20 protein-coding genes are annotated in these 19,741 nt (G+C 71.7%); 12 read left to right on the top strand and 8 right to left on the bottom strand.

All coding sequences use genetic code 11. From position 1 onward, the window contains the following. The first annotated feature begins 18 nt into the window (after positions 1-18). Together AC3A57_RS03115 and AC3A57_RS03110 are read left to right on the top strand one after the other, a co-directional pair. A complete protein-coding gene (locus AC3A57_RS03115) occupies positions 19-1,407 on the top strand; it encodes an AMP-binding protein (protein WP_487577525.1) in 1,389 nt (462 codons plus the stop codon). Between the two features lie 452 nt (positions 1,408-1,859). Then, positions 1,860-2,135 carry a GlsB/YeaQ/YmgE family stress response membrane protein gene (locus AC3A57_RS03110; RefSeq protein WP_064746020.1) on the top strand — a complete coding sequence of 92 codons (276 nt, stop codon included), beginning with the start codon at positions 1,860-1,862 and terminating at the stop codon, positions 2,133-2,135. 180 nt (positions 2,136-2,315) lie between these two features. On the opposite strand, the gene xth is transcribed toward AC3A57_RS03110, so the two are convergent. The 4 genes from xth to AC3A57_RS03090 form a co-directional block, all read right to left on the bottom strand. After that, entirely contained in the window at positions 2,316-3,083 is a 768-nt protein-coding gene (gene xth, locus AC3A57_RS03105) for an exodeoxyribonuclease III (protein ID WP_487577524.1), read from the bottom strand. Positions 3,084-3,100: 17 nt separating this feature from the next. Next, on the bottom strand, positions 3,101-4,339 hold the full coding sequence (locus AC3A57_RS03100; protein WP_487577523.1) for a hypothetical protein: 1,239 nt from the start codon (positions 4,337-4,339) through the stop codon (positions 3,101-3,103). Between the two features lie 82 nt (positions 4,340-4,421). Further along, complete coding sequence (locus AC3A57_RS03095; protein WP_487577522.1) at positions 4,422-5,849, bottom strand: coniferyl aldehyde dehydrogenase; 1,428 nt, start codon at positions 5,847-5,849, stop codon at positions 4,422-4,424. Positions 5,850-5,943: 94 nt separating this feature from the next. After that, complete coding sequence (locus tag AC3A57_RS03090) at positions 5,944-7,203, bottom strand: hypothetical protein (RefSeq protein WP_487577521.1); 1,260 nt, start codon at positions 7,201-7,203, stop codon at positions 5,944-5,946. A gap of 163 nt (positions 7,204-7,366) precedes the next feature. On the opposite strand from AC3A57_RS03090, the gene AC3A57_RS03085 reads away from it, so the two are divergent. From AC3A57_RS03085 to AC3A57_RS03050, 8 genes are all read left to right on the top strand, one after another. Next, positions 7,367-7,909 carry a gamma carbonic anhydrase family protein gene (locus AC3A57_RS03085; protein ID WP_487577520.1) on the top strand — a complete coding sequence of 181 codons (543 nt, stop codon included), beginning with the start codon at positions 7,367-7,369 and terminating at the stop codon, positions 7,907-7,909. A 66-nt stretch (positions 7,910-7,975) separates the two neighbouring features. Beyond that, positions 7,976-8,473, top strand: a complete 498-nt coding sequence (locus AC3A57_RS03080; protein WP_487577519.1) for an RDD family protein — start codon at positions 7,976-7,978, stop codon at positions 8,471-8,473. After that, positions 8,473-9,156, top strand: a complete 684-nt coding sequence (locus AC3A57_RS03075; protein ID WP_487577518.1) for an RDD family protein — start codon at positions 8,473-8,475, stop codon at positions 9,154-9,156. Before AC3A57_RS03080 ends, AC3A57_RS03075 begins: the two co-directional genes overlap by 1 nt. Next, positions 9,153-10,166, top strand: coding sequence for a stage II sporulation protein M (locus tag AC3A57_RS03070; RefSeq protein ID WP_487577517.1), 1,014 nt, complete (start codon positions 9,153-9,155; stop codon positions 10,164-10,166). The genes AC3A57_RS03075 and AC3A57_RS03070 overlap by 4 nt, the downstream gene beginning before the upstream one ends. Beyond that, positions 10,163-11,845 (top strand): DUF4129 domain-containing protein, encoded by a 1,683-nt coding sequence (locus AC3A57_RS03065; RefSeq protein ID WP_487577516.1) that lies wholly within the window; start codon positions 10,163-10,165, stop codon positions 11,843-11,845. Before AC3A57_RS03070 ends, AC3A57_RS03065 begins: the two co-directional genes overlap by 4 nt. Next, a complete protein-coding gene (locus tag AC3A57_RS03060; RefSeq protein WP_487577515.1) occupies positions 11,842-13,065 on the top strand; it encodes a DUF4350 domain-containing protein in 1,224 nt (407 codons plus the stop codon). Before AC3A57_RS03065 ends, AC3A57_RS03060 begins: the two co-directional genes overlap by 4 nt. After that, the gene (locus AC3A57_RS03055; RefSeq protein ID WP_221670467.1) at positions 13,062-14,051 is read left to right on the top strand and encodes an AAA family ATPase; all 990 of its coding nucleotides are present in this window, start codon (positions 13,062-13,064) and stop codon (positions 14,049-14,051) included. The genes AC3A57_RS03060 and AC3A57_RS03055 overlap by 4 nt, the downstream gene beginning before the upstream one ends. Before the next feature lie 83 nt (positions 14,052-14,134). Continuing rightward, positions 14,135-15,433, top strand: coding sequence for a DUF58 domain-containing protein (locus tag AC3A57_RS03050; protein ID WP_487577713.1), 1,299 nt, complete (start codon positions 14,135-14,137; stop codon positions 15,431-15,433). Positions 15,434-15,696: 263 nt separating this feature from the next. Here AC3A57_RS03050 and AC3A57_RS03045 read toward each other — a convergent pair whose 3' ends face one another. From AC3A57_RS03045 to aroE, 3 genes are read right to left on the bottom strand one after another with little or no spacing between them, the layout of a single operon-like run. Continuing rightward, the gene (locus AC3A57_RS03045; protein WP_487577514.1) at positions 15,697-15,960 is read right to left on the bottom strand and encodes a YkgJ family cysteine cluster protein; all 264 of its coding nucleotides are present in this window, start codon (positions 15,958-15,960) and stop codon (positions 15,697-15,699) included. Between the two features lie 28 nt (positions 15,961-15,988). Then, positions 15,989-16,345: a DUF952 domain-containing protein gene (locus tag AC3A57_RS03040; protein WP_487577513.1), complete on the bottom strand. Its 357-nt coding sequence runs from the start codon at positions 16,343-16,345 to the stop codon at positions 15,989-15,991. Positions 16,346-16,349: 4 nt separating this feature from the next. Then, positions 16,350-17,219, bottom strand: coding sequence for a shikimate dehydrogenase (aroE, locus tag AC3A57_RS03035; RefSeq protein WP_221670464.1), 870 nt, complete (start codon positions 17,217-17,219; stop codon positions 16,350-16,352). A gap of 49 nt (positions 17,220-17,268) precedes the next feature. Here aroE and AC3A57_RS03030 point away from each other — a divergent pair, with 49 nt between their 5' ends. Together AC3A57_RS03030 and AC3A57_RS03025 are read left to right on the top strand one after the other, a co-directional pair. Continuing rightward, positions 17,269-18,171, top strand: a complete 903-nt coding sequence (locus tag AC3A57_RS03030; RefSeq protein WP_487577512.1) for a TolB-like protein — start codon at positions 17,269-17,271, stop codon at positions 18,169-18,171. A gap of 438 nt (positions 18,172-18,609) precedes the next feature. Next, positions 18,610-18,927, top strand: a complete 318-nt coding sequence (locus tag AC3A57_RS03025) for a hypothetical protein (protein ID WP_487577511.1) — start codon at positions 18,610-18,612, stop codon at positions 18,925-18,927. Between the two features lie 49 nt (positions 18,928-18,976). Here AC3A57_RS03025 and AC3A57_RS03020 read toward each other — a convergent pair whose 3' ends face one another. Further along, complete coding sequence (locus AC3A57_RS03020) at positions 18,977-19,729, bottom strand: hypothetical protein (RefSeq protein WP_487577510.1); 753 nt, start codon at positions 19,727-19,729, stop codon at positions 18,977-18,979. Positions 19,730-19,741: the final 12 nt, after the last annotated feature.

The raw sequence follows: 19,741 nt of genomic DNA, 5'->3' as shown, positions 1-19,741 counted from the left end.
GCGGGAAGCCACATCAGGATGTCAGCGGTCGTCGATTCCAGTCTCGTTGCGTCCGGCCAGGACGGCGCGCCGCGCGAGCGCGCGCGCTTCGCCTTCGTCGCCGGCGATCCGGCCGCCGCGCTCGCCTTCGGCCGCGACGGCGCGATCGACCGCGCCCGCTTCCAGGCCGAAGTGCGCGCCCTGGCCGCGAGCTTGCCGGCGGCGTGCCACGCGGTGAACCTGTGCGAGGACCGTTACCGTTTCCTGGTCGCGCTGTGCGCGGTGGCGCTGCGCGGCCAGACCAATCTGCTGCCGTCCTCGCGAGCGCCGGCGGTGGTCGACGACGTGCTCGGCCGCTATCCCGACAGCTATTGCATCGGCGACCTCGCCCTGGACCCGTTGCCGCCGCGCTACCTGCGCCTTCCGGATGCGCTGGCGCGGGCCGAATCCGAGCGACCGCTCGAAGCCGACGTCTCGGCCTTGCTGGCGATCGGTTTCACTTCCGGCAGCACCGGCCAGCCCAAGCCCAACCCCAAGAGCTGGGACGCGTTCCGCACCAGCACCGCGCAGAACCTCGCCGCGCTGCACGACCTGCTGCGCGCGGACGGCATCACCTGCCTGGTCGCGACCGTGCCGCCGCAACACATGTACGGCATGGAAATGTCGGTGTTGCTGCCGCTGCTCGGCCCGGTCGCGGTGCACGCCGGCCGGCCGTTCTTTCCCGACGACGTCGCCCGCGCGCTGGCCGACGCGCCGACGCCGCCGTTGCTGGTGACCACGCCGGTGCATCTGCGCGCGCTGGTCGAATCCGGAGTCGAGTTGCCGGCGCTGGCCGGCATCGTCTCGGCCACCGCGCCGTTGTCGCAGGAACTGGCCGCCGCCGCCGAAACGCGGTACCGCTGCGAAGTGCGCGAGGTGTTCGGCTCCACCGAGACCTGCGTGTTCGCGCGCCGCCGCACCGCGCGCGAAACCGCATGGACGCCGCTGCCCGGCGTGCGCGTGTGCCCGCAGCCCGACGGCACTGCGGTGCATGCGCCGCATCTGCCCGAGCCGGTGGTGCTGGCCGATCTGATGGAAGTCGACGCCGACGGCCGCTTCGAGTTGCGCGGCCGCAGCGCGGACTTGCTGGAGATCGCCGGCAAGCGCGCCTCGCTCGGCGATCTGACCCGCAAGCTGCTGGCGATCGACGGCGTGCGCGACGGGGTGGTGTTCCAGCTCGACACCGCCGACGCGTTCGGCGTGCGCCGCATCGCCGCGCTGGCGGTCGCGCCCGAACTGGACGAGGCGGCGATCCTGCACGCGCTGCGGCAGAGCATCGATCCGGTGTTCCTGCCGCGTCCGCTGCGCCGGGTCGCGGCGCTGCCGCGCAACGAGACCGGCAAGCTGCCGCGCCACGCGCTGGTCGCGATGCTGCACGCGGACGGTTGACCGCATCGCCTCTCGGCCGTGCGCGCAGCGCGCGAGCGCCGGGTCGGCTCCGAACAAGGGCTTCGACCGCACCGGGCGGTGCTGACGGCGATGGCGAGGACACGGCCGGCGCGTTTTCGCGTCGGCCGGTTCCGCTCGCCGGCGTCGCCGCCGAAGCGCGCGGTCGCGGCTGGAAAACGCGGTTTTCACACGCGCTGAGCGGCCGGTGGAAATCCGTCCGCATGTCGGCCGAAACCGACCGTTTGCCCCGCCTTCGCGCACGCTCGTGCGGCAGCCTTCACGACGCGAAAACGCGCTGTTTTTACGGGGCATTGTGCTTCACGCGACACTGATATCGCTCTGACGCAGCCGTCACGGTGCGCGATTCAGACTGCGATCGTCCCCGATGAAAGGGACGACGGCGGCCCTGCCGCCGCCTCGCGCATCACCCGTGAATCGCTAGGAGAACGCACATGCTCGGTATCATCATTTGGCTGGTCGTAGGCGGTGTCATCGGCTGGATCGCCAGCATGATCATGAGGACCGACGGTCAGCAGGGAATTTTCCTCAACATCATCGTCGGCATCGTCGGCGCGTTCCTCGGCGGTTGGCTGGGCGGCGTGCTCGGCATCGGTTCGGGCACCATCAACAGCGGCGCTTTCAGCCTCAGCGGCCTGCTGCTGTCGCTGGTCGGCGCGGTGGTGCTGCTGGCCATCGTCAATCTGTTCCGCCGCGGTCGCGTACGCTGACGCGTTGCCGCAACAAAAAAAAAGCGGCTTCGGCCGGGCTTTTTTGTTGCGGCGGGACTCGGGACTGGGGACTCGGGACTCGATCAAAGCGGTTGCGCTACGAGGCGAGAGTCTTAGGCTTTTTCCCGAGTCCCGAGTCCCGAGTCCCGAGTCCCGAGTCCCGAGTCCCGAGTCCCGGCTTCAACCCAGAGCCACCCACGCCGGCGCATGGTCGCTGGGCCGGTCCCAGGTGCGCGGTTCGCGGTCGATGCCGGAGGCGACGCAGCGGGCGCGCAGGGACTCGGAGACCAGGTTGAGGTCGATGCGCAGGCCGAGGTTGCGGCGGAAGCCGGCCTGGCGGTAGTCCCACCACGAGAACTGGCCTTCGTCCTGGTTGTGCAGGCGGTAGCCGTCGTGCAGGCCGAGCGCTAGCAGGCGGCGCAGCGCGTCGCGTTCGGCGGTCGAGGTCAGGATGTGGTCGTCGTTCCACAGCACCGGGTCGTGGGTGTCGCGCGCTTCCGGGGCGATGTTGAAGTCGCCGAGCACGATGGTGTCGGGATGGCGCACCAGTTCCTGTTCCAGCCAGGCGTGCACGGCATCGAGCCAGCGCAGCTTGTAGGCGTACTTCTCGGTGCCCACGTCCTGGCCGTTGACCACGTACAGGTTGACGATGCGCAGGCCGCCGACGGTGGCGGCGATGACCCGCTTCTGCTCGTCCTCGAAACCGGGAATGCCGACCTGCACGTCCTGCGCGGTTTCGCGCGAAAGGATGGCCACGCCGTTGTAGGTCTTCTGCCCGGCGAACACGCTGCGGTAGCCGGCTTCGGCCAGGACGGTGTCGGGGAAGCGGTTGTCTTCGAGCTTGGTTTCCTGCAGCGCGACGATGTCCGGCGCGAACCCGGCCAGCCACTGTTGCAGGTGCGGCAGGCGCACGTTGAGCGAGTTGACGTTCCAGCTGACGATTTTCATGCCGCGCAGTGTAGCGCTCAGCGCGCGCGGCTGTCGGCCGCGGTCGCTGCCGTCTTGCCGGCCGGGCACAGCGCGGCGCGGATGCGCTCGGCCGCGGCGTTGCGCTCGGCGGTCCCGGTCGCGTCCGATTCGCTGTTGCGTTCGTCGTCGAGGAAGCGGTCGCAGGCGGTCCAGGCGCTGCCGGCGCCCACCGGGTCGGCGCCGGCGGCGCGCAGCGCTTCGACGGTCTCGGCCAGCGCCGCCGGCCGCGATGCCGCGTCGAGGCGTTTGGACAGGCCGTCGGCCTGCGCCGACAGCGCCCGCGCGCCCAGCACCGGATCTTCGCGCAGTTGCACGGCGATCGCCGGCGCGGCGTCGAGCAGGCGCGCGAGTTGCTGCCTGGATTCCACCGCGCGCAGGGCGGCCGGCGATTGCCCGGGGCCGAAGCCGAAGCCGGCGTCGAGCCAGGCCTGCAGGCCCGGCCCCCGCCACTGCCGCAACACCTGCTCGGCCGGGTCGCCGATCCGGCAGCCCTCCGGGTCGCCGTCGTCTTCTAACAGCAGCGGAGCCGCGGCCGCCGGCGCCGGCAAGGTCGTGCGCCACAACTGCGCCCAGCGCGCGAAGTGCGCGCCGTCGGTTTCGTGCTCGGCCAGCGCGCGCAGCACCACCCGCAACGCGCTTTGCTTGGCTTCGCGCGTGGCCGCTCCGGCGACCACGGCCGCGGCGGCGGTCAACAGCTCCGCGCCGTCCTGGCGCGGTCCGTAGGCCTGTTCGTCGAACCACAGCCAGCGCACGTAGCGATAGCTCGGGCCGCCGCTGAGCGCGCACAGCGCCTGCGCAGGCGTCGGCTGTTCGGGCAGCGCGGCCAGGCCGGCGCGGATGCGGGCCGGGTCGCCGCCGCGTACGGTCGCCGCGAACGCCTCCAGCCGCGCCTGCTTGGCCTGGAAATCGCGTTCGCGCAGGTCGACGATCGCCTGGCGGCCGAGCAGGGCCAGGGCCAGCGCGGCGATGCCGCCCAGGGCCAAGCCGAGCAGGGCCGGGCCCAGGCGTCGGCCGCGTCCGGCCCAGACCAGCAGCGGCAGCGGAGCGAGCGCGAGCGCGCCGATCGCGACCCAGCTGCCCTCGTAGGCCAGCCACCAGCTGACGTCGGAGCGGTGCAGGCGATAGGCCAGCCAGCTCATCCAGACCGCGACGATCGCCGGCCAGGCCGCGAAGGCGATCAGGCCGAAGCGTCGCGCGGAAGGCGCGGCGTCCGGCGTGGGGGCGGCGTCGGTCATGGACGAGTTCCTTCTCGATGGGCGATGCGATGCGCCGATCATCATCGCATCGCCGGCACAAGCGGTGCGCCCGCCGTGTCCGCTACTTCGCCAGCCAGCGGATCATCGCGTCGATCTTGCCGCGGTACGGCGGCTTGAGCAGGTCGCTGGCGGCGAGCCGGCGCTGGTGGAACACCGGCAGCAGCTTGCTGAAGGTGTCGAAGCCGTTGCGGCCGTGGATGGCGCCGATGCCGCTCGGGCCGATGCCGCCGAACGGCAGGTCGTGGGCGCCGAAATGCAGCAGGGTGTCGTTGACGGTGACGCCGCCGGCCAGGGTCTGGGCCAGGATCTGGTCGATCTGGGCGCGGTCGTGGCCGAACGGATACAGCGCCAGCGGCCGGTCGAGCGCGTTGATCCGCGCGATCGCCTCGTCCAGGCTGCGGTAGGAGATCACCGGCAGGATCGGGCCGAAGATCTCGTGCTGCATCACCTGCGCCTGCGGGTCGGGTTCGATCACCAGCGCCGGCGGGAACAGCCGCTCGGCCTGGCGCTGCGCCTGCGCCGCCGGATCGGCGAAAGGCTCGATCACCTGCAGCCCGCGCTGGCGCGCGTCGTCGAGGTAGGACGCCAGCCGCGCGTACTGGCTGGCGTTGATGATCCGGGTGTAGTCGCGGCTGGCGCGCAGGTCGCCGTAGCGGGCGCGCAACTGCGCCAGCAGCGCCTGGACCAGTTCGTCGCGGCGCGCCGCGTCGACCAGTACGTAGTCCACGCCGATGCAGGTCTGGCCGGCGTTGAACCACTTGCCGCTGGCGATGCGCGCGGCGGCGCGCTCGATCGGGTAGTCCGGGCAGACCAGCGCCGGGGCCTTGCCGCCCAGCTCCAGCGTCACCGGGGTCAGGTTCGGCGCCGCCGCGGCCATGACCTTGCGTCCGACCGCGGTCGAGCCGGTGAACAGCAGATGGTCGAAGGGCAGGGCCGAGAACGCCGCGCCGAGCTCGGCGCCGCCGAGCGCGACCGCGACCCGGTCGTCGGGGAACACGTCGGCCAGCAGGTCGCGCAGGAACAGCGAGGTGCGCGGGGTGTGCTCGGACGGTTTCAGATAGACGTGGTTGCCGGCGGCGATCGCCGAGGCCAGCGGCACCAGGGCCAGGTTCACCGGGTAATTCCACGGCGACAGGATGCCGACCACGCCGACCGGTTCGGGGCGGATTTCGGCCCGCGCCGGCCAGAAGCGCCAGCCGACCGCGGCCCGGCGCGGCTTCATCCAGCGGCGCAGGCGGGCCAGGGCATGGTCGATCTCGGCCAGCACGATCATCGCTTCCGAGAGCAGGTTCTCGTGGCTGGAGCGATGGCCGAAGTCGGCGCGGATCGCCGCGTCCATCTCCGCGCTGCGGGCGCGGAAGGCGTCGCGCAGGCGGATCAGGTCGGCGCGGCGCTGGGCGTAGTCCGGCTTGCGCGCCTGCCAGGCGGTGCGCAGGCGTTCGCGGGTCGCGGCCAGGTCGGCGATGGGCGTGTCGGCGGGGATGTCCATACGCGGCAGTGTAGTCGCGTCGGCGGCGCCGGAGCGTGACCGCGGTGGGGCGGCCGAGGACAGGCTGGGGGGCGTTTGCGGACGAAGCGCGCGCTCAGCCCGCCGGCGGTGTCGAGGACGGACACAACAGGCCGCGCAGCCGCTGCAGGTCGGCCTGGCGCTGCGGCCGATCCGGGGTGGAGCCGGGCAGAGGATGCGCCTGCTCGCGGCGATGAAAGGCTACGCCGCGTTCGAGCGCGGCGCAGGCGTCCTGTCCCGGCGCGCCCGGCCGCGCGCCGGCGGCGATCAGCGCCTGCGCCAGGCCGAGCGTGGCTTCGCCGGAGTCGTCCAGGCGCTGCGGGAAGCTTTCCCCGGCCAGTTGCGTCAGCAGCGGCCCGGCCGGCCACACGCCGTCGTCGGCGAGCGGGCGCGGATGCTCGGCCGCGGCGAGCAGGTCGGCGAGCAGGTCGGCCGAGCCGACCGCGCGCAGGTGTTCGCGCAACTGCGCATCGTCGAGCCGGAAGCCGGCGTCGCGCAGCGCCGGCAGGGGCCGGTAGCCCCAGCGGTCCAGGCCGATCGGCGGCATTCGCGGCGGCGAACCTGCGCATAGGCTGCCTTGCGGAAAATCCTCGCCCAGATCGCGCGGCCGCGACCATTCGATGCGGGTCGAGGCCGGATCGGCGAGGGTGGCGCGCCACAGCCGCAGCCAGTGCGGGAAGCGGTCGAAGGCGTCGCGCTGGATCAGCGCGGCGAGCAGGCCGACCAGGGCGGTCTGGCGTTGCTCGCGCGGCGCCGGAGCGGCGACCAGGACATCGGCGGCGAACATCACTTGCGCAGTCGAAATTTGGAAATCCTGGCCGGCGCGCACCGAGCGCAGCGGCGGCTCGTCGGCGGCCTGGCTGGCGAGCCGGCACAGCATGGCCGGCGCGCGCATCGTGCGCAGGCCGGCGTAAGCCTGGGCGAGCGCGGCTCGATCGCCGCGCCGCACGGCGTCGGCGACGAGCAGGTATTCCCGGCTCTGGCGCTCGCGGCGATCTTCCCAGCGCGCGTCCTTGGCGGCGGCGCCGGCCCAGGCCAGGACCAGCGCCAGCCCGGCGGCGGCCGCCGATCCGGCGAACGCCGCTCCCAGGGTCGAGGCCCAGCGGCGGGTCAGGCAGGCGGCGATCAGGGCGAACGGCAGCACGGCAACGAGCGCCAGCCCTTGCACCGCCAGCCACAGGATGCCGGCCAACGGTTGCTCGTAGCTGCCCTGGATCCACCAGCCGCGCAGGCCGACCGCCAGGTTCAGCAGCAGGGGCAGGGCGAACCAGAAACCTCCGCGCCACGCATCGGCGCGCGACCGCGATGCGTCGGTCGGGGCGGTGGCGGCATCCATGTCGGTTCTCGGCGGCATTGCGTGAGCCGATGCTAAGCCCGCCGCCGGCGGCCGGGATGCGGCATCCTGCCGCGGGCCGGGGTGGCCGGAGCGACTGCACAAGGCGAGCGCAGGGACCGCATCCGAACAAGCCGGCGGGCGCGCCGGGGACTACAATGGCGGCATGAGCCTGCGCCCCTACCTCGACGCTTTCCCCAACCTCGGCGAGCGCGTCTATGTCGACCCCGCCGCGACCGTGATCGGCGCGGTCGACCTGGGCGACGACGTGTCGATCTGGCCCGGCTGCGTGGTGCGCGGCGACGTCAACTCGATCTCGATCGGCGCCCGCACCAACGTCCAGGACGGCACCATCGTCCACGTCACCCACGAAGGGCCGTTCACCCGCCCGGGCGGGCTGCCGACCGTGATCGGCAACGACGTCACCATCGGCCACGCCGCGATCGTCCACGCCTGCACCATCGAGGAGTTCGCCCTGATCGGCATGGGCGCCAAGATCCTCGACGGCGCGCGCGTGTCGCGCTTCGGCTTCGTCGGCGCCGGCGCGGTGATCGCGCCGGGCAAGACGGTCGGCGAAGGCGAGCTGTGGCTGGGCAATCCGGCGCGCTGCGTGCGCAAGCTCAGCGAGCGCGAAATCGAACAGTTGCGTTACAGCGCGCAGCATTATGTGCGCCTCAAGGACCGTTACCTGGGCATGCTCTCGGGCTAGCCACGGAATCAGGCGGCGTTTACAGTCGCGCCAGGGGAAAAGGCGCGACGCAGGAGTCGGGACCACATGGAAGAACCGCAGAATCCGTACGCCGCACCGTCGGTGTCGCCGGCGCAGGACCAAGACCACAGTGTGCGCGCCGATCGCGGCATGCGCCTGCTCGCGCGCCTGATCGACGGCGGCCTGTACTTGCTGTGCATGGCGCCGCTGTTCGTCGCGGTGGCGATCGACCCCAACAGCGAGCGGCCCTCGCCGCTGCAGATGGGGATCATGAGCCTGGGCCTGCTGTTCGCCCTGGCCCTGTTCGCCTACAACCTGGTGCTGCTGGCGCAGAGCGGGCAGACCCTGGGCAAGCGTTGGCTGAAGATCAAGATCGTCCGTCTGGACGGCAGTCCGGCCTCGCTGGGCCGGATCCTCGGCCTGCGCATGATCGTGATGGGCCTGATCGAATCGGTGCCCTGCCTGGGCGCGCTGTTCAGCCTGGCCAACGCGCTGTGGATCTTCGGCGACGAAAGCCGCTGCCTGCACGACCTGCTCGCCGACACCAAGGTGATCGACGCCTGATGCTCGACACCTACCGCCAGGTGGTGACGCCCGAAGGCGTGGCGCTGCACCTGCGCGCCGCCGGGCCGGTGCCGCGCGCGCTGGCCTGGCTGATCGACCTGGCCGCGCGCGCGGTCATCTACGCCGCCCTATTCCGCGCCCTGGTCGGGCTGTTCGGCGAAGCTGGCTATGCCGTGCTGGCGTTGGCGGTGTTCGTGATGACCTGGTTCTACCAGGTGCTGTTCGAGGTGCTGATGCAGGGCCGCACGCCGGGCAAGTGGGCGCTGGGCCTGCGCGTGGTCGCCGCCGACGGCGCGCCGGTCGGCTGGATGGCCTCGTTCACCCGCAATCTGCTGCGGGTGGTGGACGCGCTGCCGGTCGGCTACGCCGTCGGCCTGGTCGCCTGCCTGTTCGATCCCTGGGGCCGCCGGCTCGGCGACATGGTCGCCGGCACCCTGGTGGTGCACGCGCCGCGGCATACGCCGCAGACCGCGGCGCTGGTGGTCGCGCCGCTGGCGCCGCCGGCGCCGCTGCTTCCGCACGAACAGGCGGCCTTGGTCGCGTTCGCCGAACGCGCGCCGCGCCTGACCCTGGCGCGGCAGATCGAACTGGCCGAACTGGTCGAGCCGCTGACCCGCAGCCGCGGCGACGCCGCGGTCGACCGCGTCTACGCGATCGCCAACTGGCTGTTGGGGCGGCGATGAGACAGGAACACTTCGTCGCCCGCCACGAGAACGAATGGCGCGAATTCGAGCGCTGGCTGGAGCATCGCGCCGGCAGCGCCCGCCACGCCCGCCGCCATCGCCGCGAGTGGAGCGGGCTGAGCGACGAGCAATTGCCCGAACGCCACCGGCGGCTGTGCCAGCAACTGGCGCTGGCGCGCCGGCGCGGCTACAGCGCGGTGGTCACCGACCGCCTGCAGCAGCTGATGCAGCGCGGCCATAGCGTGCTGTACCGGACCAAGCCGGTGCACTGGCGGCGCGCGGCCGAGTTCCTGCTGGCCGGCTTTCCGCGCCTGGTCCGCGCCGAGCGCCATTGCATGCTGGCCGCGGCCCTGCTGTTCGTGCTGCCGCTGCTGAGCATCTTCGTCGCCATCCAGCTCAAGCCCGACCTCGCGGCCGGTCTGTTCGACGTGCAGGCGTTGGCGCGCTTCGAGCAGATGTACGACCCGTCGAGCAAGACCGACCTGGGCCGGACCAACGAAGACGATCTGCAGATGTTTTCGCACTACATCGGCAACAACGTCGGGATCGGCTTCCAGACCTTCGCCAGCGGCCTGCTGGCCGGGCTGGGCACGGTGTTCGTGCTGATCTTCAACGGGGTCATGATCGGCGGCGTGGCCGGGCACCTGCAGGCGGTCGGCCACGGCGACCCGTTCTGGCGCTTCGTCGCCGGCCACTCGGCGCCGGAACTGACCGCGATAGTGATCGCCGGCGGCGCCGGCCTGCGCCTGGGGCTGAGCCTGATCGCGCCCGGCCAGCGGCGGCGGATCGATTCGCTGATCCACGGCGGCCGCCGCGGCGCCAAGATATGCATCGGCGTGTTCGCGATGCTGGTGTTCGCGGCCTTCGTCGAGGCGTTCTGGTCGTCGATCGCCAGCGTGCCGGCGCCGGTCAAGTACACGGTCGGCGCCGCGCTGTGGCTGCTGGTCGGACTGTGGCTGTGGCGCGGCGGCCGCAACGCCGCCTACCGCGACGACGAAGACGCCGCATGAGGCTGGAAGCGCTCACCGTCGCGCTGCGCCCGCGCAGCGCCTGGGAGGCCGCCGAGCTCGGCATGGCCCTGGTCCGCCGCCATGCCGGGGCGATCTGGAAGCCGTGGCTGCTGACCTCGCTGCCGCTGCTGATCGCGCTCAACGCGCTGGGCTGGGCCTTCGACCTGTTGTGGCTGGCCGGCCTGCTGATGTGGTGGCTCAAGCCCTGGTTCGACCGCATCCCGCTGTTCGTGCTGTCGCGGGCGGTGTTCGGCGAAACCCCCGACGCGCGCCGGACCGTGCGCGCGGCGCTGCGCTGGGGCGGACGCTGGTGGCTGCCGTACCTGACCTGGCGCCGGCTCGGCCCGGCGCGTTCGCTGTACCTGCCGGTCGACCTGCTCGAAGGCGGCAGCGGCAGCGAAGCGCGCCAGCGCCGCGGCGCGCTCGGCGCGCCGGTGTACGGGGTCGGCGCGTTGCTGACCCTGACCTGCGTCCATTTCGAGATCGTGATCCTGCTCGGCACGCTGCTCGGCGCGCTGATGTTCGTGCCGTTCGACTATCTGCCCGACACCTTCAAGGCCCTGCTCGAAGCGGTCGCGGCGCAGCCGCAATGGTTCGACGCCACCCTCAACGGCGTGGCCTGGCTGGCGACCTCGCTGATCGAGCCGTTCTACGTCGGCGCCGGATTCGGCCTGTACCTCAACCGCCGTACCGAGATCGAGGGCTGGGACATCGAGATCGTGTTCCGCCGCCTGCGCGCGCGCCTGGCTGCGGCCGCGGCGCCGGTGCTGCTGGTGCTGTGCGCGATGATCGGTTTTTCCCCCGATGCGGCCGCCCAGGACGGCGTGGCGCCGGCCGGCGCCGAGGTGTCGGCGCCGGCCGCGGGCGAAGCCGCAGCGGAGCCGGCCAACGAAGAAGCGACCGATGCGGAATCCGCCGGCGACCAAGAGCCCGCCGGCGAAGATGCGCCGCAGTACGCGCCGATCCGCGATTATGTCGACGACAGCCGCAAGACCCGGCGCCTGCCTTCGACCCTGGGCGAGGTGTTCGGCGAGGATCGCCAGGACGACCGCGGCTTGCGCGAAGCGGTGGCCAAGGCGATGCAGGACCCGAGCGTGTCGCCCAAGCGCAAACAGACGGTGTGGAAGCCCAAGGCCGAGCGCAAGGACCAGGAAAAGCAGCGCAAGCCGTCCAGTCTGGAGATGTTCGACGGGCTCGGCGGCAACCTCGCCGCGGTGGTGCAATGGCTGCTATGGGGCGTGGTCGCGGCGATCGCGATCGCCCTGCTGTGGAGCGCCTCGCGCTGGCTGGGCTGGTTCCGCGGCGGCGAGGAAGACGAGCCCGCGCCCGGCGAGCTGCGGGTCGGCGCGGCCGCCGAGCCCGAGCCCTTGCCCGACGACATCCCGACCGCGATCCGCCGGCTGTGGCGCGCCGGCCGGGCCCGCGACGCTTTGGCGCTGATGTACCGCGCTGCGGTCGAATCGATGGCGCAGCGCGCCGACGTGGTGCTGGTGCCGGGCGCGACCGAGGCGCAGTGCCTGCGCGCTTCGCGCAAGCTGGCCCTGGCCGACGACCGCGAGGCCTTCGCCCGCGCCGTGCGCACCTGGCAGTACGCGGCCTATGCCGACGTGCTGCCGGGCGACGAAGAGTTCGACGAGTTGGTCGGCTTGCTCGGCCGACGTTTCGGGTGGGCCGCATGAGCCGCGCGCAGGCGGCAGTCGCTGCCCTGGTCGCGATCGCGCTGGCGGTCGCGATCGCGGTCGGCGTGGCGGTGTGGCGCGACGGCTACACCCGGGTCGAGGAAGATGTCGATGCGCCGCGCAGCGGCGAGGCCGCGAGCAATCCCTTGTACGTGCTCAAGCTGGCGCTGCAGCGCGACCAGGTCCGGGTCCAGGCCCGCCAACGCCTGGCGTTGAGCCTGCACCCGCTGCAGCCGCGCGACACCGTGTTGATCTTCCGCGACCCGCGCACGCTCGGCGGCGACGACGCCAAGGCGCTGTTGGCCTGGGCCGAGCGCGGCGGCCATCTGATCGTGCGCACGCCGCCGCTGCACGAGCAGCTCGGCGAGTCGCCGGTGCCGGTGCTGACCGAGCTCGGCGTCACCCTGCTCGACCGCGACGACGCCGCCGACGAGGACGAACTGCGCAACGGCTGCGTCGGCCTCTACGAGCGCGGCCTGGATGCGCAGGGCCAGTTCTGCGGCGGACGCCGGTTCTATTTCTACAACAGCGACAGCGCGCCCGAGCGCGCCTGGGGCGACGAGGACAGCGCCTACGTCTACGCCCGTTTCGCCCATGGCCAGGGCCATGTCGACGTGGTCTCGGACCTGGACTTCCTGTCCAACGACACCGGTTCGGGCAATCCCTTGTTGCGCGGCCTGCGCTTCTCCGACGACAAGATCGCCCAGCCCGCCAACGCCGCCCTGGCCCGCCAGCTGCTGGCGCCGAACTACCGCGCCGGCACCGTGCACCTGATCTACGCGGCGGAAGTGCCCTCGCTGTGGAAGACCCTGATCGAGCGCAGCTGGATGGCCTGGCTGCCGTTGCTGCTGTGGCTGCTGGGCTGGCTGTGGTTGCGCATGCAGCGCTTCGGCCCGTTGCGGCCGGCGCCGGCCCTGGAGCGGCGCTCTTTGCTCGAGCACATCGTCGCCAGCGGCGAGCACGTCTATCGTTACGGCTACGGCCCGCGCCTGTACGAGGCCGCGCGCCGCGCCTTCCTGGCCCGCCTGCGCCGGCGCGACCCCTACGCCGCCGGACTCGACGGCGAGCCGCGCGTGGCGCTGCTGGCCGAACGCTTCAAAAGCGCGCCGGCGTTGTCCGCCGAAGAGATCCGCGACGCGCTGACTCCGCCGCTGGCGCGCGAACACGCCGCGTTCCGCGCCCGTATCGCCACTTTGATCCGCATGAGAAACCGCTTATGAACCTCGACGCCGCTCCGCTCGTCCCGATCACCGGCGCCGCGCTGGCGCAACGCGCCGCCGACGTGCGCGAGGAAGTCGGCAAGGCCTTCATCGGCCAGGCCGAGGTGCTCGATCAGATCCTGATCGCCCTGCTCGCCGGCGGCCACGCCCTGCTCGAGGGCGTGCCCGGTCTGGGCAAGACCCTGGTCGTACGCGCCCTGTCCAAGGCGCTGGACTGCGGCTACGCGCGGATCCAGTTCACCCCCGACCTGATGCCCAGCGACATCAGCGGACATGCGGTCTACGACCCCAAGACCGAGAGCTTCAACATCCGCCGCGGCCCGGTGTTCACCAACCTGCTGCTGGCCGACGAAATCAACCGCGCCCCGGCCAAGACCCAGTCGGCGCTGCTGGAGGCGATGCAGGAACAGCAGGTCACCATCGAAGGCCACAGCTTCGAACTGCCGCCGCCGTTCCTGACCCTGGCGACCCAGAACCCGGTCGAACAGGAAGGCACCTACCCGTTGCCGGAAGCGCAGCTCGACCGCTTCCTGCTCAAGATCCTGATCGGCTATCCCAGCCGCGCCGACGAGAAGCGCATGGTCAGCGCGGTCAGCCTCGGCCGCGCCGCCTCCGACTTCGATCTGTCGCAGGTGCGGCGCGTGCTCGGCCCGGAAGAGATCGTGGCGATGCAGCAAGGCACCGCCCAGGTGCGGGTCGACGAGGCGGTGATCGACTACGTGGTGCGCATCGTCGGCACCACCCGCGACTGGGCCGGCATCGCCCTCGGCGCGGGTCCGCGCGGCAGCCTGGCCCTGGTCCGCGCCGCGCGCGCGCAGGCGGTGCTGTCCGGGCGCGACTTCGTCACTCCCGACGACGTGCGCGAGATCGCCAAGCCGGCGCTGCGCCATCGCATCGCGTTGGCGCCGGAGCTGCAGATCGAGGGCCAGTCGCCCGACGACGTGCTGCACGCGCTGTTGGCCAAGGTCGAAGCGCCGCGGCAATGAGCCGTGCCGTTCCGCCGCCGCTGCCGGCCCACGCCGCCGCACCGCCGGTGCCGCGCGAGCGCGCGCTGCCGCGGCGCAGCTGGCTGCGGCCGGCGCCGCGGGTCGGCGCGCTGGCGCTGGCCTGGTCGTTGCTGGGCCTGGCCGCGAGCGCGGGCTGGGCGCCGGCTGCGGCGTGGTGGCTGAGCGGCGCGGCGCTGTCGGCGCTGCTGCTGGTCGACGGCCTGCGCCTGCGCGGCGCGCCGACGCCGCAAGTGGCGCGGCAGATGCACGACACCTGGGCGATCGGCGTCGAACGTCCGGTCACCCTGACCGTGGAGACTTTGCGGCGCCAACGCCTGGACTTGTTCGACCTGCATCCGGGCGAGTGGGCCATGCGCGATCTGCCGCGCCGGGTCGAGTTGCGCCGCGGCGAAAGCGCTAGCTTCGAGTATCAGCTTCGTCCCGACCGCCGCGGCGACTTCCAGTTCGACGGCGTGCAGCTGCGGCTGCATTCGCCGTGGGGGTTGTGGTGGCAGTCGCGGCTGGGCGGCGAGGTCCAGCGCGTGCGCGTGTTTCCCAACTTCGCTCCGCTGGCCAAGTTCGCGATGTTCAGCGCCGAACAGGCCTCGCGCCTGGTCGGCGCGCACGTCAAGCGGCGTCGCGGCGAGGGCACCGACTTCCATCAGATGCGCGAGTACCGGGTCGGCGACAGCCTGCGCCAGATCGACTGGAAGGCCACCGCGCGCGCGCGGCGGTTGATCTCGCGCGAGTACCAGGACGAACGCAACCAGCAGCTGGTGCTGGTGCTCGACACCGGCCGCCGGCTGATGGCGCGCGACGGCGCGCTGTCGCATTTCGACCACGTGCTGGATGCGGCGCTGGTGGTGGCCTACCTGGCCCTGCGCCAGGGCGACGGCGTCGGCCTGCTCGCCAGCGGCGGCGAAAGCCGCTGGGTGCCGCCGCAGCGCGGGGTCGGCGCGATCGACAACCTGCTGCGCGCCAGCTATGCGCTGCAGCCGCAGGCGGTGGCGACCGACTTCCTGGCCGCGGCGACCGAGCTGTCGTTGCGCCAGCGCCGGCGTTCGCTGGTGATGCTGGTGACCAACCTGCGCGACGAGGACATGGACGATCTGCTCGCCGCGGTACGCATGTTGCGCGGCCGCCATCTGGTCTGCGTGGCCAGCCTGCGCGAAGGCTCGTTGGACCAGGCGCTAGCCGAAGACGTCGTCGACCTGTCCGGCGCGATCCGCGCCGGCGCGGCCGCGCAGTACCTGGAACACCGCTCCGCCGCGCACGAGGCGCTGCGCAACCACGGGGTGATGGTGCTGGACGTGAGCTGCGACCAGCTGGCGGCGTCGCTGGTCGAGAAGTATCTGGCGGTCAAACGCGACGGCTTGCTTTGAGGCGTCGCTTTGCGGCGGCGGCAGAGGCAGCAACAGCAACAGCAACAGCAACAGCAAATCCGCCACGCCCGCTGCGCGCTCGTTCGCCGCCTTTGCCAAAGGGCGCAACGGCAAAAGCGCGTGCCGTCGAGCCGCGATAACGAGGTAGAGGGGGCATCCGATGGCGCCTTTCGCAGCAGCGCCGGCCGCGCACCCCGCCTGCCGATCCCCAGGGGGATAGGGGGATTTGCTCTTGCTTTGCCCACCGTCGCTCAGCCCAAAGCTCACCCCGGCCGAGTCTGCTCCTCCAGCCACCCCAGCCACTGCATCGCCTGCGCGCGGTCCTGCCCGCACATCTCGCGGCTCGGCTGCAGCGAGCCGCAGAACGCCGGGCGCTCCGGTTGGCCGAACAAGCGGCAGCGCAGTTCGTCGTCGAGCTGAACGCAGGGGATGCCGGCCGGTTTGCCGTGCGGCATGCCCGGGATCGGCGAGTTGATCGAAGGCGCGATGCAGCAGGCGCCGCAGCGGTCGCGACAGGCCTCGCTCATGCCGGTTCGCGTCGGAGGCCGGCGCCGCTCACGGCGCTTCGAACGGCTCGGCCACGCGCACCGCATGCAGCGGGATCGGTCCGTAGACGTGCGGATAGTGATCGCCGCTGCGCGCGCTCCAGTCGTAGCGCAGCGCCGCGCCCAGTGCGGCCGCATCCAGGCTCAGCCGCACCAGCGCGCCGCGGCCGCGCTGGTGGCGCTCGATCACGCCCGGCAGCTGCGCCTGGGTCGCGCAGTGCAGGAAGCCTTCGCGCGCCAGGCCCTCGGGCGCGTACTCGCCGCTGGCCTGCGCCGCGGTCCAGTCGGCCGGCGCGGCGAAGTGATAGACGATGGCGGGCGCGGGCCCGGCGAACGCAGGCGCGCAGTCGGAACCGGCGTTCGCCATGGGCTCAGTCCGCCGTGACCAGCGCGTCGTCGCGCTCGCGCAGCATCGCGTACACCGGGTCGGTGTCCGGACGCTTGCGATGCCAGCGCTCGAAGCTCTCGGCGGCCTGCTCGACCAGCATGCCCAGGCCGTCGACGCGGTCGTGCGCGCCGGCGACCTTGGCCCAGGCCAGGAACGGAATCGCCGCCTCGCCATAGCTCAGGTCGACCGCCGCGGTGCGCGGCGTGGCCAGGCTCATCGGCAGCGAAGGCATGCCGTCTTCGCGCGCGGCCGAAGTGGCGTTGACGATCAGATCGAAGTTGCCGAGCGTGCCGACGTCGGCGAGGTAGCGCGGGTGCACCCGGCCCGGCATGCCGAGCGAGTCGGCCAGCGCGTCGGCGCGCTCGCCGGTGCGGTTGACGATGTACAGATCGCCGATGCCGGCGTCGAGCAGGGACGGAGCGACGCCGCGCGCGGCGCCGCCGGCGCCGATCAGCAAGGTGCGGCGCGCGCGCAGGTCCAGGCCGTGGCGGTCGGTCAGGTCGCGCACCAGGCCGACGCCGTCGGTGTTGTCGCCTTCCCAGCCGGTGGCGCTGCGGATCAGCGTGTTGACCGCGCCGGCGCGCTGGGCGCGCTCGCTCAGGTGGCTGCAGATGCTGGCCGCGCGCGTCTTCAGCGGCAGGGTGATGTTGGCGCCGAGGCCGCCTTCGGCGGCGAACTCGGCCAGGGCCACGTCGAACTGCTCCGGTGCGGCGTCGATCGCGCGGTACTCCAGGGCGATGCCGAACTGGCGCGCGAACGCGGCGTGGATGCGCGGCGACAGCGAATGGGCGACCGGATGGCCGAAGACCGCGTAACGCAGGACGGGACTGGACGAACTGGAATCGATCGACATGGACGCGCCTCGTTCTAGACTGGAGACCTTTCCTGTTGGGAGACGCACGATGCGGCACGCCAGGGTCCGGTTCGGCTCCAGTCTACTCCTCGCCTGTGTACTGGGCGTCCCGGCGCAGGCCGGTTTGGCCGAATTCGGCATAGAAGGCATGGGCGTGGTGTCCACCTCCGACAGCGAGGTGCGAGCCACGGTGAGTCCCGACGGGCGGCGCATCGTCTGGGGCAGCGATCGCCCGGGCGGCCCGGGCGGACGCGATCTGTGGCAGGCCGAGCTGATCGACGGCCGCTGGCAGAACCCGCAGCCGCTGGCCCTGAACGGCCCGCACAAGGACTACGACCCGATGTTCAGCGGCGACGGCCGCTGGCTGTATTTCTTCTCCGACCGTCCCGGCGGTCAGGGGGCCGAGGACCTGTACCGCGCCGCAGTGCGCGCCGACGGCTACGGCCCGGCCGAAAACCTCGGCGCCGGGGTCAACACCGCCGGCCGCGAATGGGCGCCGGCGCCGAGCCGCGACGGCCGCCACCTGCTGTTCGCCAGCGACGGCCGCGGCGGCGCCGGCGGTCAGGACTTGTGGATCGCCAGTTGGAACGGCCGCGCCTTCGCCGATCCGAAGCCGGCGCCGGGTCTCAACACCGCCGCCGACGAATTCGACGCGACCTGGCTCGGCGACGGCCGCGCGATCGTGTTCGCGCGTTCCAACGACGTCGATGGCGACGGCGACGTGCGCCTGTACCTGGCCCAGTGCGACGGCGCGCGCTACGCCGACGAGATGCCGCTGGCGCTGTCGTTCAATGCCGCCGGGGCCTACACCTACGGCCCGGTGATCGACTGGAACAAGCCCGGCGAGTTGCTGCTCAACGGCACCGCCAAAGCGCCCAAGGCCGGCAAGCAGGACATCTACCGGATGAAGGCGCCGGCGGTCACCGGCCGGGACGGTTGCGTCGGGGCCTGAGGCGCGGACTGCGCTAATGCCTTTGTAGGAGCGGCGTGAGCCGCGACCACCGAAGCGATGCACGCAAGCGTCGCCGCCGAAGTCCGGCCATGTGGCGTCCTGCTCCGATGTGCCGGGTTCTTGGCTACGGCGAGAGACGTGGCATCGCACCGCTTCGGTGGTCGCGGCTCACGCCGCTCCTACACAAAGCGGACCGCTGCCGTCGGGACCGGAGCGGCGTCCATGGGATTTTCTACGCTCACAAGCCCGCGATCGCCGCTGGTACGCAAGCGCCTAAAAAACCGGCCAGCCTTCGGTCGCGGACCGGCGGCGCAGGCGGTTCCGCCGATACCGGTCGAAGCGCCGCCCATCGGAACAGGCTTGCGGCCGAGCGGCCGCGCGCCGTCGCGTGGCTATCCTGCGCCGGCCACGCTGTGTGGCCTATGAAAAGGATTTTTCATGAACGTCACGAAAGGTAAGTTGGGGGGACTGCTGTTCGCGTTCGTGTTGTCGGCCGCCGCGCTGCCGTCGCTCGCCGCCAGTTCCGGCGGCGCGACGCCGGTGCCGTCCGATCCGGCCCGCTTCGGCGAATGGAAGGCGACGGTGCGCTGGCTGAAACCGCATCGGGTCGATGGCCCGACCGGCTCGGTGGTCTATTCGTGGACCTATGTGCATATCACCACGCTGAGCCAGAGCGAGTGCGATACCCAGCTCGGCGGCTACGCCAGCCAGCTCAACGTCCAGGTGACGGAAGCCTGCACGTTCTATCCGTATTGATCCACCGCTGCGGAGCCGCCGTGCGCGGCTCCGCAGTTCGCCGATGCGATCAGTACGGCGCTTCCAGGTTTTGCCACTGCAGCGGATTGAAGTCGTACACCAACTGTTGCGAGAGCGCGCCGCCGGCATCGATGCCGCCGCGGAACAAGCAGCCACGCTCGACCCACAGCAGTTCGCCGCGGTCGAACTCGGCCCATTCCCAGTCCGGCAGGTCGATCAGGCGCTCGCTGCGGCGGTCGTAGAGGGCGTGGCGGTCGTGGTAATGGCCGCGGCCGGGGCGTTCGATCAGGCCGGCGCAGGCGATCTTGCGCAGCAGCCAGTGGCCGCCGGCGGACTTCTCGAACCTGGTCAGGGTCGAACCCGAAGTCGGGTCGGCATGCTTCAGCGCCCAGCCGTCGCGTTGCAGGCGCAGGTAGTACACGCCGGTGCACTCGCTGCCGTAGCGCTCCGGCGAGGGCGGTTCGCTGCGATGGCGCAATCCGGAGTCGGTGCGTTCGACGCAATGGCTGCCGTTCAACCAGTATTCGTCCCGGTCGAGAAACAGTCCGCCGCCCTGATAGGTATCGCCTTTGGGGAAGAAGTCCAATGCCTTCAAGTACGGCGCGCGCGACACCGCGCTCCACGACGAGGGCCGGCGGCCCTGGTTCGAGGCGAAGTAGAACAGGTGGCGGCCGTCCGGCGAGAGGTCGCAGCGGCGTTCGTAGATGCGGCCCTTGAGCCACTGGCCTACCGCGATGCGGTCGTCGTCGCGATTCCAGCCGAGCGCACAGACCCGCTTGCTCGGCCCGCGGCGCAGCACCATCGCGGTGTTCGC

The organism is Lysobacter sp. Soil_C_15 (assembly GCF_057657315.1).
Note: the sequence above shows the minus strand (reverse complement) of the source record. Positions and strands in the feature narration are given on the sequence as shown.